The organism is Pseudomonas sp. BLCC-B112 (assembly GCF_028550695.1).
In the GTDB taxonomy this organism is placed as follows: domain Bacteria; phylum Pseudomonadota; class Gammaproteobacteria; order Pseudomonadales; family Pseudomonadaceae; genus Aquipseudomonas; species Aquipseudomonas danubii.
In genome coordinates this window covers 353,437-366,820 of record NZ_JAQQGK010000001.1, presented here as the reverse complement: position 1 = coordinate 366,820, position 13,384 = coordinate 353,437, and the positions used below count along the sequence as shown (strand labels likewise).

Here is a 13,384-nt window from a genome sequence, read left to right as displayed (position 1 = left end):
GGCTGCAGGCAGGGCCCGCCGAAAAATAGCCGGGAATTGTACCTGATACTCGGCACGAGCGTCACGTTCGCCTATCAGCGTTTGTCAAATGCAAAAACGCCCCGATTCTAGGACCGGGGCGTTGCGCTAATCGCCTGGTAGAGCCAATGAATCAACCGGCTCGGCGCAATAGCCAGAAACCAGCAATGGCACAGATACCCGCCGGCACCAGCACCGCGAACAGCGGCGAGAAACCGAACACCAGGCTCGAAGGGCCCAGCAGGTCCTGGGCGATACGGAAGGTGAAGCCCACCAATACGCCGGTGAATACCCGCTGCCCCAGGGTCACCGAACGCAGCGGTCCGAAAATGAAGGAAATCGCCATCAGCACCAGGGCCGCCGTCACCAACGGCTGCAGCACCTTGACCCAGAACGCCAGCCAGTAGCGGCCATTGTTCAAACCCTGGTCGGCCAGATAATGGATATAGCCCCACAGACCGCTGATGGACAGGGACTCCGGCGCCATGACCACAGTACTCAGCAGTTGCGGGCTCAGGGCCACATCCCAACGCTCATCGGGCACGCTGATGACCTCGGTGTGACCGTCACGGAAATAGGTGGTGGTGACATCAGTCAACTGCCAGTAGTTCTCGTGGAACCGTGCCTGACGGGCAAAACTCGACGACAACATGTGGTGACTGTCATCGAAGTGATAGCGAGTCACGCCATACAGCAGGCCATTGGGCTGCACTGCGTTGATATGGATGAACTCCTCGCCCTGGCGGTGCCACAGGCCGCGCTTGGAGCTCTGGGCATCGCCGGAACCCTGGGCCAGGGCGCGACTGGCCTGGGCCTGGGTCTCGGTGGCCGGCGCGACGTACTCGCCCACCAGCACGCCCACCAGCATCAGCACCAGCATCGGCTTCATCACCGCCCAGACGATACGACCGACAGAAACGCCGGCAGCACGCATGATGGTCAGCTCGCTGTTGCTGGCCAGGGAGCCAAGACCGATCAGGCAGCCGATCAGGCCGGCCATCGGCAACATTTCATAGACCCGGCGCGGAGCAGTGAGCGCCACGTAGCTCATCACGTCCATCACGGTGTAGGTATCGCTGACACTGCCCATCTCATCGATGAAGGCAAACAGCGAAGCCAGCCCGAGGATGATCCCCAGGACCGCGAGAATAGCCATGAACACACTGCTACCGATGTAGCGATCGAGCTTAACCACGAGCCATCTCCTTCATGCTGCGACGACTCGCCATCTTCAAACGCAACGGTTCCCAGTACATCAAACCCAGACCAATCGCCAGGAACATCAGGTGGACCCACCACAGCCCCAGGGCCGGCGAGATCTTGCCTTTCTCCATGGCGCCACGTACCGCGATCAGGATAGTCAGGTACGCCATATACAGCAGGATGGCCGGGATCAGCTTGAGGAAGCGGCCCTGGCGCGGGTTGACCCGAGACAACGGCACCGCCATCAAGGTCACGATAAACACCAGCAATGGCAGAGACAGGCGCCATTGCAGCTCGGCACGGGCCCGCAGGTCATCCTTGCCGATCAGATCAGCAGTGGGCATGGCATCGCGATCGGTGACTTCGTCGCTGACATCAGGCCGCTCCAGCAGCACGCCGTAGGTGTCGTACTTGATCACCCGGTAGTTGGCCTCACCTGGATTGCCGTCATAGCGATAGCCGTTTTCCAGGATCAGGTAGCGATTGCCATCGGGACGAATGTCCTGGTGCCCCTTCTCGGCCACCAGCACCGAAATGCCCTGGTCCTTTTTCTCCCGGCTCAGGCGTTTTTCGGAGATGAACACTCCGGAAAGATTGGTGCGGTCCTCGGAAAGCTGCTCGGTATAGGTCACCCGAGTGCCATCATTGAGCGCCTGGAAGCGCCCGGCCACCAGGGTGTCGAACTCGGTCAGCGCATCCTGTTTGTTCAGCAGCAACTGGAACTGATTGGCCCCCTGCGGCGCCAGACTCAGGCTCAACCAGGCCACCAGCAGGGCCACAAGGGCCGCCGGGATCATGGTCATGCCCAGCAAACGCTGCTGACTCATACCGGTAGCCGACAACACGGTCATCTCGCTTTCGAGATAGAGCCGGCCGTAAGCCAGGAGAATGCCCAGGAACAGTCCCAATGGCAGGATCAGCTGCAAAAAGCCCGGCAGACGAAAGCCCATGATCAGGAACAGCGAGCCCGGGTCCAGGGCGCCCGAGGCGGCTTGTGCGAGGAACTTGACGAAGCGTCCGCTCATGATGATGACCAGCAGCACCGCACTCACGGCACTCAGGGTCAACAGGACTTCGCGGGATAGATAACGAAAGACGATCAAACCAGACACTCCAGGGTTGTCAGGCTAAGGCGGCCGAACAAGCAAACGTATCGAGCCGGCCCCAGAGACAGGGCCGCCGAAAAAAAGATGGCGCATTATCCTGTGATTGCGCGCGCCTGTCACGGAGGATGCTCACCCGACGCTCTTCTAAAGCAGCGAACTTGGCCAAGACGAGGGTTGTCAGCCGCAACGGGCGAGGTTCAAACTGGCGGCTTTGTCGTCGGCAGCACGCGACGCCTTCTTCTATATAGATAAGCCCCGCGCCGGAGTCTTTCCTGCGCTCTTTGACCATTCATTCAGGGACCCAGACATGGAACTGGTTGTAAAAAGCGCTAGCCCGGAAACGTTGAAGACCGCCACCCTGGTGGTCGCCGTCGGCGAAGGCCGCAAACTCGGCAACGTGGCCAAGCAACTCGACGAACTCAGCGGCGGCGCCATCAGCGCCGTACTCAAGCGCGGCGATCTGGCCGGCAAGGTCGGCCAGAGCCTGCTGCTGCACGGCGTGGCCAAGCTCAAGGCGGAACGCCTGCTGCTGGTGGGCGTCGGCAAGGATGAGGAACTGGGCGACCGCCCGTTCCGCAAGATCATCAGCGGTGTACTTGCCACCCTCAAGGGCCTGGGCGGCAGCGATGCCGTGCTGGCTCTGGACGAAGTCGTGGTCAAAGGCCGCGACAGCTATGGCAAGACCCGTCTGCTGGCCGAAACCCTGGTGGACGGCGGTTACGTATTCGATCGCTACAAGAGCCAGAAAGCCGAACCCCGCGCCCTGAAGAAAATCACCCTGCTGACCATCAAGGCCGCCCAGGCTGAAGTCGAGCGCGGCGTGACCCACGCCCAAGCCATCGCCAAAGGCATGGCTTTTACCCGTGACCTGGGCAACCTGCCGCCGAACGTTTGCCACCCGACGTTTCTGGGTGAACAGGCTAAGGCCCTGGGCAAGGAGTTCAAGGGCCTGAAAGTCGAAGTCCTTGACGAGAAGAAGATCAAGGAACTGGGCATGGGCTCGTTCTATGCCGTAGGCCAGGGCAGCGACCAGCCGCCGCGCCTGATCGTCATGCAATACAACGGCGGCAAGAAATCCGAGAAGCCGTTTGCCCTGGTGGGCAAGGGCATCACCTTCGACACCGGCGGCATCAGCCTCAAGCCGGGCGCCGGCATGGACGAAATGAAGTACGACATGGGCGGCGCCGCCAGCGTGTTCGGCACCCTGCGCGCCGTGCTCGAACTGCAACTGCCGATCAACCTGGTATGCATCCTGGCCTGCGCCGAGAACATGCCCAGCGGCGGCGCTGCACGGCCTGGCGATATCGTCACCACCATGAGCGGCCAGACCGTGGAAATCCTCAATACCGACGCCGAAGGCCGTCTGGTGCTGTGCGACGCCCTGACCTACGCCGAACGCTTCAAGCCCCAGGCTGTGATCGACATCGCCACCCTGACCGGTGCCTGCGTGGTCGCCCTGGGCGCCCATACGTCCGGCCTGCTGGGCAACAACGACGAGTTGATCGGCCAACTGCTCAGCGCCGGCCAGCAAGCCGACGACCGCGCCTGGCAACTGCCGTTGTTCGATGAGTACCAGGAACAACTGGACAGCCCGTTCGCCGATATCGCCAACATTGGCGGGCCAAAGGCCGGGACCATCACTGCCGCGTGCTTCCTCTCGCGCTTCACCAAGAACCTGAACTGGGCGCACCTGGATATCGCCGGCACCGCCTGGACCAGCGGCGGCAAGGACAAGGGCGCCACCGGCCGCCCCGTACCCCTGCTGACCCAATACCTGCTGGACCGCGCCAAAGCCTGAAAACCATGACCGCGGAGGGTGTCGCTTGAAGGCGGCGCCCTTTCCGGCTCAGGAATCCCAATGACCAAAGTCGACTTCTACATTCTTCCCAGCGCGGACCCTGCGGCGCGCCTGGATTTTGCCTGCAAGCTCACCGACAAGGCCTGGCGCATGGGCCATCGCATCTACCTGCATTGCAGCGACGCCCAACAACGGGACGAGCTCGATGCCCGCCTGTGGCGCTTCAAGGGCGAAGCCTTCGTTCCCCACGGCCCGGCAGAAAGCGAAGCCGACGGCCTGATCGTGCTTGGCTTAGGCCAGGACCCTGGCGAACACAACGACCTGCTGGTGAACCTGGCCCTGAAAGTACCGGCCTTTGCACCGCGCTTTGCCCGAATTGCCGAAGTGGTGGTGGAAGACCCGACTATTCGTCAGGCGGCCCGCGAGAGTTTCCGTTTCTATCGCGAACAGGGCTATCCTCTGCAAGATCACCGTTTACAGCGACTCTGAGCACCCGATGGACACTCCCAACCCGCTGCAAAAGCCCGCGCATCTGCTGGACGACCTCGAGTCGATCCGTCAACTGCTCGGCGATGACAATCTGCAACCGCCACTGCTGACCGAAACCGTGAGCGGCGAAGTGCAAATCCCCCTGCTGTTCGACATGGTGGGCAGCCAGCAACCTGACGAAACCGAAGCTGCACCCGCAGCGCAAGCCAAACCGCAAGCTGCACCGGCACCAGTTCAAGTGACGGCACCAGCCCCTGCTCCAGCTCCAGCGACCACTCCCGCAGCCAAACCCGCCCCTGCCAGCAAGAGCGCCGATGCCCTGCTGCACCTGGATACCGAACTGCGTGCCGCTGCCCAGCTGATCATGCAAGACGTGATCGACGATTTCGCCCCGCACATCGAAACCGAAATCAAGCGCCGCCTCGACGCCCGCCTGGAACGCCTGCTCGCAGCAGCCACCAACGGCAAACCATAAGCCACACGCAAAAGCCGGGCATGGCCATCTTGTCGCTTGTGGCTTGCTGCTGCCCCCCTCCGCTATACTTCCCGGCTTTTCCTGAATAAATGCCAATAGGGTCCCGCCGCGCATGGATAAGACCTACCAGCCGCACGCCATTGAAACTTCCTGGTACCAGACCTGGGAGTCCGAGAACTACTTCGCCCCGCAAGGCGCGGGCGACTCCTACACCATCATGATCCCGCCGCCGAACGTCACCGGCAGCCTGCACATGGGCCACGGCTTCAACAACGCGATCATGGACGCCCTGATCCGCTTCCGCCGCATGCAGGGTCGCAACACCCTGTGGCAGCCGGGTACCGACCACGCCGGTATCGCCACACAGATGCTGGTGGAGCGTCAGATCGAAGCCCAGGGCCAGAATCGCCATGATCTGGGCCGGGAAAAATTCCTCGAAAAAGTCTGGGAATGGAAGGATCAATCCGGGGGCAACATCAGCCGCCAGATCCGTCGCCTGGGCTCCTCCGTGGACTGGAGCCGCGAGCGCTTCACCATGGACGACGGCCTGTCGGAAGCGGTGAAGGAAGCCTTCGTGCGCCTGCACGAAGATGGTCTGATCTACCGCGGCAAGCGCCTGGTGAACTGGGACACCAAGCTGCACACGGCGATTTCCGATCTGGAAGTGGAAAACCACGACGAGAAAGGCTTCCTGTGGAACCTGAAGTATCCACTGGCCGACGGCGCCAAGACCGCTGAAGGCAACGACTACCTGATCGTCGCCACCACTCGTCCGGAAACCATGCTCGGCGACTCCGCCGTCGCGGTGAACCCTGAAGACGAGCGTTACAAGGCGCTGATCGGCAAGTTCGTCGAACTGCCCCTGGTCGGCCGGCGCATCCCGATCATTGCCGATGACTACTGCGACCCTGAATTCGGCACCGGCTGCGTGAAAATCACCCCGGCCCACGATTTCAACGACTACGAAGTCGGCAAGCGCCACAACCTGCCGCTGCTCAACATCTTCGACAAGAACGCCGCCGTGCTGCCGGCCTGCCAGGTGTTCAACCTGGACGGCAGCCTCAACGAAACCGTCGACGGCAAGATCCCGGCCGAGTACGTGGGCCTGGATCGTTTCGAGGCGCGCAAGCAGATCGTGGCCGCCTTCGACGCTGCCGGCCTGCTGGTCAGCGTCGACGACCACGCCCTAAAAGTGCCGAAGGGCGACCGCTCCGGCACCGTCATCGAGCCGTGGCTCACCGACCAGTGGTACGTCTCCACCAAGCCGCTGGCGGAACCTGCCATCGCTGCTGTGGAAGACGGCCGCATCGCCTTCGTGCCCAAGCAGTACGAGAACATGTACTTCTCCTGGATGCGCGACATCCAGGACTGGTGCATCAGCCGCCAGCTGTGGTGGGGCCACCGGATTCCGGCCTGGTACGACGAATCGGGCAAGGTCTATGTCGGCCGCGATGAAGCCGAAGTGCGAGCCAAGCACAACCTCGGTCCGGACGTTGCCCTGCAGCAGGACAACGACGTACTCGACACCTGGTTCAGCTCGGGCCTGTGGACCTTCTCCACCCTGGGCTGGCCGGAACAGACCGACTTCCTCAAGACCTTCCACCCGACCGACGTGCTGGTCACCGGCTTCGACATCATTTTCTTCTGGGTCGCCCGGATGATCATGCTCACCATGCACCTGGTGAAGAACGAAGACGGCACGCCGCAGGTTCCGTTCAAGACCGTGTACGTGCACGGTCTGGTCCGCGACGGCCAGGGCCAGAAGATGTCCAAGTCCAAGGGCAACGTCCTCGACCCGCTGGACATCATCGACGGTATCGACCTCGAAACCCTGGTGCAGAAGCGCACCACCGGCCTGATGCAGCCGAAACTGCAGAAAGCCATCGAGAAGCAGACCCGCGCCGAATTCGCCGACGGCATCGCCAGCTACGGCACCGACGCCCTGCGCTTCACCTTCTGCTCCCTGGCCACCACCGGCCGCGACATCAAGTTCGACATGGGCCGCGTCGAGGGTTACCGCAACTTCTGCAACAAGATCTGGAACGCTGCGCGCTACGTGCTGGATAAGGGCGAGGACTGCGGTCAGAACGGCGAGGCCTATGAGCTGTCCCTGGCGGATCGCTGGATCATCTCGCAACTGCAGCGCACCGAAGCTGAAGTGACCCGTCAGCTCGACCAGTTCCGTTTCGACCTGGCCGCCCAGGCCCTGTACGAGTTCATCTGGAACCAGTACTGCGACTGGTACCTGGAGCTGTCCAAGCCGGTGCTGTGGGACGAGAACGCGCCGGTTGAACGCCAGCGCGGCACCCGTAGCACACTGGTGCGCGTGCTGGAAGTGGCCCTGCGCCTGGCCCATCCATTCATGCCGTTCATCACCGAGGAAATCTGGCAGCGCCTGGCACCGTTGGCCGGCGCCGAAGGCAAGACCATCATGCTGCAGCCTTGGCCGGTGGCTAACGAAGCCCGCATCGACCAGGCCGCCGAAGACGACATCGAATGGCTCAAGGGCCTGATGCTCGGCACTCGCAACATTCGCGCGGAAATGAACATCGGCCCGGGCAAGCCCCTGGCCCTGTTCCTGAAGAACGTCAGCGCCGAAGACCAGCGTCGCCTGACCGAGAACGAAGCCTTGCTGAAGAAGCTGGCCCGACTCGAATCCATCACTGTGCTGGGTGCCGGCGACGAAGCGCCGCTGTCCGCCACCGCCCTGGTGGGCGAGATGGAAGTGCTGGTGCCCATGGCCGGCCTGATCGACAAAGGTGCGGAACTGGCCCGTCTGGACAAGGAAATCCAGCGCCTGCAAGGCGAAGTGCAGCGAGTGGGCGGCAAGCTGTCCAACGCCTCCTTCGTCGACAAGGCTCCGGCCGAAGTGATCGAGAAGGAACGCGCCAAACTGGCCGAGGCCGAACAGGCTCTGGGCAAGCTGGCAGAGCAGCACGCACGGATCTCCAGCCTGTAACGGCGATTCGCGCAGTGTGAAAGAGGGAGGCCCGCAAAGGCCTCCCTTTTTTATTGGCGGCAGATCGCTTTCGCTGGCAAACCAGCGCCTGCCGGTACGCGTTGGTTTGGCAGGAGCCGGCTTGCCGGCGGCGAAGCCTCCCGCCCCAACGCCGCAAGATATGGGACAATGCCCGCCACTTTGAACCAGCCCCGAATCGATCCCCCATGACCGCCCCCAACACCCCAAAGCCTGCGCGCAAAAAGCCCAAAACCGCCTCCCCGGCCAAAAACGCCGCACCCCGGGAAAAGGCCAGCCTGCATCCGCGCAATCGTCACCAGGGGCGTTACGACTTCCCGCAACTGATCAAGAGCACCCCGGAACTGGGGCAGTTCGTGATCCTCAATCCCTACGGCAAGGAAAGTATCGACTTCGCCGACCCGGCGGCCGTGCGGGTGTTCAACCGCGCCCTGCTCAAGGCCTTCTACGGCATTGCCCACTGGGACATTCCGGCGGACTTTCTCTGTCCACCCGTGCCCGGTCGCGCCGACTATGTGCACTTTCTCGCTGACCTCTTGGCCAGCCACAACCAGGGTGAAATCCCTCGTGGCGCGGCGGTACGGGTGCTGGACGTCGGGGTCGGCGCCAACTGCATCTACCCGCTGATCGGCTACAGCGACTACCGCTGGCAGTTCCTCGGTTCGGACATCGACAGCACCGCCCTGGCTGCGGCCAAGGCCATCGTCCAGGCCAACGGCTTGAATAAGGCCATCAACCTGCGCCAGCAAGGCAACCCCAAGCAGATCCTCAGCGGTCTACTGGAAAGCACCGAGCGTTTCGACCTGACGATGTGCAACCCGCCCTTCCATGCCTCCCTGGACGAAGCCACCCGCGGCAGCCAGCGCAAGTGGCGAGCCCTGGGCAAGGCCGATCCCAAGCGCAAGCTGCCAGTGCTGAATTTCGGCGGCCAGGCCCGGGAACTCTGGTGCGAGGGTGGCGAGATCCGTTTCGTCAGCCAGTTGATCAGCGAGAGCGCCGGCGTCGGCCAGCAAGTGCTGTGGTTCAGCACCCTGGTTTCAAAGGCCTCGAACCTGCCGGCGATTGAAAGCGCGCTGAAAAAGGCCGGAGCCCTGGAAAGCCAGGTGGTGGAGATGTCCCAGGGACAGAAACAGAGCCGCTTCGTCGCCTGGACCTTCAAGGACAAGGCACAGCAACAGGCCTGGAGTCAGGAACGCTGGGTTAGGAAGAGCTAGAGAGGCGGGAGATTCAAAGACGATTCACCTTGCGTGAATCGGTGTCACACAAACCGTGCCCGGAGTACTTCTGAGCACGGTTTCACTGCAAGTCTTACTTGTTAACAGCGTCGGTCAGGCCTTTAGCCACAACCAGCTTGATAACTTTCTTGGCAGCGATTTCGATGGCAGCGCCAGTCGATGGGTTACGGCCAGTACGGGCAGGACGCTCGGTCACTTTCAGCTTGCCGATACCTGGCAGAGTGATTTCGCCGCCATTTTCCAATTGATCAGCAACGATCTGGGCCAGTTGGTCCAGAGCGTTACGCGCGGTGGTTTTCGGCGCGTCGATAGCTTCAGCGATATCAGCGATCAGTTGGTCTTTAGTAATAGCCATTGTGGTGTTCCTTCCCTATCAAATTCATTTGGATTGCAGAGTGCAGTGTCAGCCATCGAGCCAGATCTTGTGAATCTGGCACCCCGGTTACAACCACGACAGATCGGGGTTATAGATACCGAAATCAGGGTTTGGTTCGACCCGACAAATGCTGAATGCACGCTTAACGCTGAGACATCGCGTAAGACGGGGCAAAACTAGCACACAGACGGGGAAATATCCGCCTCTACCTAGCCATTTGGTCAGCTTTATTGCTCTAAATCGGTAAAAAAATGCATAAGCGTTACCGACAGGCCGTTCATCGCCTGGCAAACCGCGCCAAAACCAACGGGTGCGGTACACTGGGCACTTTTTCGGGGAGTCCGCCCTCCCCCTTCAATCAGCCGAGAAGCCCATGCCGATCCGTCATTGCATCGTCCACCTGATCGACAAAAAACCCGACGGCAGCCCCGCAGTTCTGCATGCCCGAGACTCCGAACTGGCAGAGTCCGCGGCCATCGAGAACATGCTCGCCGATCTCAATGAAAGCTATAACGCCAAACAGGGCAAAGCCTGGGGCCTGTTCCATCCCGAGTCCGGCGCTTTCCCCTTCAGCGGCTGGCTGAAGGAGTACCTGGACGGCGGCCAGGACTTCACCGCATTCAGCCGGGTGGCAGTGGAGCATCTGCAGAAGCTGATGGAGGAATCCAACCTGTCGGTGGGCGGCCACGTGCTGTTTGCTCATTACCAACAGGGCATGACCGACTATCTGGCGATCGCCCTGCTGCACCACAGCGAAGGCGTGGCGGTGACCGACCAACTGGACGTGACCCCGTCGCGCCATCTGGACCTGGGCCAACTGCACCTCGCCGCGCGGATCAACATCTCCGAGTGGCAGAACAACAAGCAGTCCAAGCAGTACATCTCCTTTATCAAGGGCAAGAACGGCAAGAAGGTCTCGGAGTACTTCCGCGACTTCATCGGCTGCCAGGAAGGCGTCGACGGTCCGGGCGAGACCCGCACCCTGCTCAAGGCCTTCAGCGACTTCGTCGAAAGCGAAGACCTGCCGGAAGAGTCGGCCCGGGAAAAGACCAAGACCCTGGTGGACTACGCCAGCAGCCAAGCCAAGCTCGGCGAACCCATGGGCCTGGAAGAACTCTCGGAACTGATCGACGAAGACCGCCCCAAGGCGTTCTACGACCACATCCGCAACAAGGATTACGGGCTATCGCCGGAAATTCCTGCGGATAAACGCACCCTCAACCAGTTCCGCCGCTTCACCGGTCGCGCCGAAGGCCTGTCCATCAGCTTCGAAGCCCACCTGCTGGGCTCGAAGATCGAGTACGACGAAGAAGCCGGGACCCTGATCATCAAGGGCCTGCCGACCCAGCTGACCGACCAACTCAAGCGCCGCAACTGATGCTCCAGGGAGTACTGAAGAAGTTCCTGCTGATCCTGCTGGTGGTTGTGGTCTATCAGAACTGGGGCAAGATCGAGCGGCTGTTCAACCCTTCGGCGGTGGTCAGCGAAGATATCCGCAACCAGGCCCGGGTGGTGCTGTACGCCACCGACTGGTGCGGCTACTGCAAGGCTACCCGGCGCTTTCTCGATCAGAAGGGCATTCCCTATCGGGAGTTCGACATCGAGAAAGACGTAGAGGCGCGTAAGGCCTATACCGCTCTGGGCGGTGCCGGGATTCCGATCCTGGATGTGAATGGAACCCTGCTCCGCACCTATGATCCCGATGCCATCATGGCGGCGCTGCAACCGTAGGAACCGGCGAGCCGACGCGGCGCTTGCCGGCGAAGGGGCCGGCAGATCGTGCACCGATCTTGAGGACGCCTTCGCTGGCAAGCCAGCTCCTACAGGTGTGAGTCACTGCGCCTGGATACGGAAACCCAACCGCGGGAAGTGCACGTGGACCACGCCGGCACGTGGATCTTCACGGCGCAGGATCAACTCTTCAGTACCGGCAAACAGCAACTCGCCCGCCACCGGATCGACTCCATAGTCGGTCGCAGCAATCACCACCTGCTGCCCTGCCACAAAGCCATTGGGATCGACAAACCGCTCATCCGGCAGCGGCGCCGGGGTCGCACCACGCGACACCTCAAGGGCCTCTTCAGCGCTCATTTCGGTGAAAGAGCCGTGACCAAAGCCCAGCACTCGCGCCAACCAGGCTGATACCGCCGGATACTCGTCCACCAGCGGCGCCGTCACCGGCGTCCCCTTGAGGAACCACAGCGGGTGCGCCAGGGCGATATCGGCAATCGAGGGCTCACCAAACAGGAAGTCCCCCGGCTCGCGCTGCAGTTGCTGCTCCAGACGCGTCATGATGGTCGGCCACTGATGCTTGGCCACTTCCAGGGGCAGACGACTGGCGCTGCCGCCACTGAACAACCCGGCGCGGTCGGCCATGAAGGCCTTGACTACCTCCGGCGGCATCTTGCCGAAACGTGCTGCGGCAGACTCGGGCTGGAACACCAGGGTCACCGCATGCTGGAACACCACCGAGTCGACCCAGGCAGCAAAGGTCGCGCTGATCATTTCCTGGCCTTCGGGGAACAGCACCGGCGAGGCCTTTTCCCGCTCCAGACGCCGGGCGATCAAAGCCGTGTCGCAGTAGATATCAGCACCGACCTGCAGTACCGGCGTCTTGCGATAGCCACCGGTCAGGGCGGTCAGATCAGGCTTGGGCATCACCGGGGAAATCTTCACGGAGCGCCAGGACAGGCCCTTGAAGCCCAGGAGCAAACGGGCTTTTTCCGCGAAGGGAGAGGTCGGGTAATGGTGCAGGATCAACTCTGACATGCTGGGGTCCGCCGGAAGAGGGAAAGCGCTGAGCTTAGCGCGCAATCCATGGACGGCCTACCGATCCGACTGATGAGCACCTATCAGTCAGATTGATGCTGCTGCACCGGCAGACGCCACCAGACACTCCTTGGCGCTTTTCCTGAGCTTCTTGATCAACCGCTCCTGACGCAGAGCCTCGCTCTTGTCCCGACAAGCTTCGGTATAGACCAGGGCCACCGCCGGGCTGGAGAGAAAGAAACGCGCGCCCTTGCCACTCTGGTGCTTGGCGAAGCGCTTCACCGGGTCGTCGCTGATGCCGCAATAAAGGGCGCCATTGGCCGCGCGCACCAGATACACAAACCAGGGTTTGCTGGCAGGCGCAGGCAGTTCGCCGGCAATCACGGGGTTTGGATCGGGGCTGCTCACAAAAACCATCGGGGCCTGTGGATAACAAGCCGCGATCTTAGCAGAGGATGGCTTTCAGCGACCGCTCTGGAAGGCCTTGAGGCCTTTACGGGCCTGGGCGCGAACGGCATTTTTCAGCAGCGGCGTCCAGCCCAGCAAAAGCCCCTTGGCCCCCAGGGCCTGGCGCGCCCAACGCCACAGGTCGAAATGGTCGTGGTGCTCACAGATCTTGCCATCGCGAAACACGAAGCGCGCCTGGATATCGTTGACCACCGTGTTGCCGGTCTGGCTGAACAGGTAGGTGGCGACCCAGTGCGCGCCACCCGAACGCTCGTCGGCACGCACCTGATCGAAGGTCAGGGAAAAGTCCTTGGCCCGGGAAGTGAGCATGCGCCACATGTCGCCGGCGTCACGTCCGCGCAACTCGCCGAAGGCCGGATCACTGAATACAACGTCCTCGGTATAGCAAGCGCTCATGGCCTCGGCATCGAGCCGCTGGAAGGCCTGGTAGAACTCAGTGATCAGGACGCGGTGGGCATCACTCATGGGCG

General features: G+C 61.8%; 13 protein-coding genes. 7 read left to right on the top strand and 6 right to left on the bottom strand.

The window, feature by feature from the left end:
* Positions 1 to 151 precede the first annotated feature (151 nt).
* Together lptG and lptF are read right to left on the bottom strand one after the other, a co-directional pair.
* On the bottom strand, positions 152 to 1,213 hold the full coding sequence (lptG, locus tag PQT43_RS01715) for an LPS export ABC transporter permease LptG (protein ID WP_102861275.1): 1,062 nt from the start codon (positions 1,211 to 1,213) through the stop codon (positions 152 to 154).
* Entirely contained in the window at positions 1,206 to 2,324 is a 1,119-nt protein-coding gene (lptF, locus tag PQT43_RS01710; protein ID WP_102861274.1) for an LPS export ABC transporter permease LptF, read from the bottom strand. The genes lptG and lptF overlap by 8 nt, the downstream gene beginning before the upstream one ends.
* Before the next feature lie 310 nt (positions 2,325 to 2,634).
* Between lptF and PQT43_RS01705 the strand changes: the two genes are divergently transcribed.
* The 5 genes from PQT43_RS01705 (at position 2,635) to rlmF (ending at position 9,280) form a co-directional block, all read left to right on the top strand.
* Positions 2,635 to 4,125 (top strand): leucyl aminopeptidase, encoded by a 1,491-nt coding sequence (locus PQT43_RS01705; RefSeq protein WP_102861273.1) that lies wholly within the window; start codon positions 2,635 to 2,637, stop codon positions 4,123 to 4,125.
* 60 nt (positions 4,126 to 4,185) lie between these two features.
* On the top strand, positions 4,186 to 4,614 hold the full coding sequence (locus tag PQT43_RS01700; RefSeq protein ID WP_123393652.1) for a DNA polymerase III subunit chi: 429 nt from the start codon (positions 4,186 to 4,188) through the stop codon (positions 4,612 to 4,614).
* Between the two features lie 7 nt (positions 4,615 to 4,621).
* On the top strand, positions 4,622 to 5,089 hold the full coding sequence (locus PQT43_RS01695) for a DNA polymerase III subunit chi (protein WP_267269427.1): 468 nt from the start codon (positions 4,622 to 4,624) through the stop codon (positions 5,087 to 5,089).
* A 112-nt stretch (positions 5,090 to 5,201) separates the two neighbouring features.
* On the top strand, positions 5,202 to 8,048 hold the full coding sequence (locus tag PQT43_RS01690; protein ID WP_272753429.1) for a valine--tRNA ligase: 2,847 nt from the start codon (positions 5,202 to 5,204) through the stop codon (positions 8,046 to 8,048).
* 206 nt (positions 8,049 to 8,254) lie between these two features.
* Positions 8,255 to 9,280, top strand: coding sequence for a 23S rRNA (adenine(1618)-N(6))-methyltransferase RlmF (rlmF, locus tag PQT43_RS01685; RefSeq protein ID WP_253083713.1), 1,026 nt, complete (start codon positions 8,255 to 8,257; stop codon positions 9,278 to 9,280).
* Between the two features lie 94 nt (positions 9,281 to 9,374).
* On the opposite strand, the gene PQT43_RS01680 is transcribed toward rlmF, so the two are convergent.
* Positions 9,375 to 9,656, bottom strand: coding sequence for an HU family DNA-binding protein (locus tag PQT43_RS01680; RefSeq protein WP_003440137.1), 282 nt, complete (start codon positions 9,654 to 9,656; stop codon positions 9,375 to 9,377).
* A 394-nt stretch (positions 9,657 to 10,050) separates the two neighbouring features.
* On the opposite strand from PQT43_RS01680, the gene yejK reads away from it, so the two are divergent.
* Both yejK and PQT43_RS01670 read left to right on the top strand, forming a co-directional pair.
* Complete coding sequence (gene yejK / locus PQT43_RS01675; RefSeq protein WP_060837659.1) at positions 10,051 to 11,055, top strand: nucleoid-associated protein YejK; 1,005 nt, start codon at positions 10,051 to 10,053, stop codon at positions 11,053 to 11,055.
* Positions 11,055 to 11,408 carry a glutaredoxin family protein gene (locus tag PQT43_RS01670; protein ID WP_267269424.1) on the top strand — a complete coding sequence of 118 codons (354 nt, stop codon included), beginning with the start codon at positions 11,055 to 11,057 and terminating at the stop codon, positions 11,406 to 11,408. Before yejK ends, PQT43_RS01670 begins: the two co-directional genes overlap by 1 nt.
* A gap of 102 nt (positions 11,409 to 11,510) precedes the next feature.
* On the opposite strand, the gene PQT43_RS01665 is transcribed toward PQT43_RS01670, so the two are convergent.
* From PQT43_RS01665 to PQT43_RS01655, 3 genes are all read right to left on the bottom strand, one after another.
* The gene (locus PQT43_RS01665) at positions 11,511 to 12,446 is read right to left on the bottom strand and encodes a glutathione S-transferase family protein (RefSeq protein WP_267269423.1); all 936 of its coding nucleotides are present in this window, start codon (positions 12,444 to 12,446) and stop codon (positions 11,511 to 11,513) included.
* An 87-nt stretch (positions 12,447 to 12,533) separates the two neighbouring features.
* Positions 12,534 to 12,854 carry a GIY-YIG nuclease family protein gene (locus PQT43_RS01660; protein WP_102861714.1) on the bottom strand — a complete coding sequence of 107 codons (321 nt, stop codon included), beginning with the start codon at positions 12,852 to 12,854 and terminating at the stop codon, positions 12,534 to 12,536.
* Between the two features lie 54 nt (positions 12,855 to 12,908).
* The gene (locus tag PQT43_RS01655) at positions 12,909 to 13,379 is read right to left on the bottom strand and encodes a nuclear transport factor 2 family protein (RefSeq protein ID WP_102878476.1); all 471 of its coding nucleotides are present in this window, start codon (positions 13,377 to 13,379) and stop codon (positions 12,909 to 12,911) included.
* Between the last annotated feature and the right edge of the window lie 5 nt (positions 13,380 to 13,384).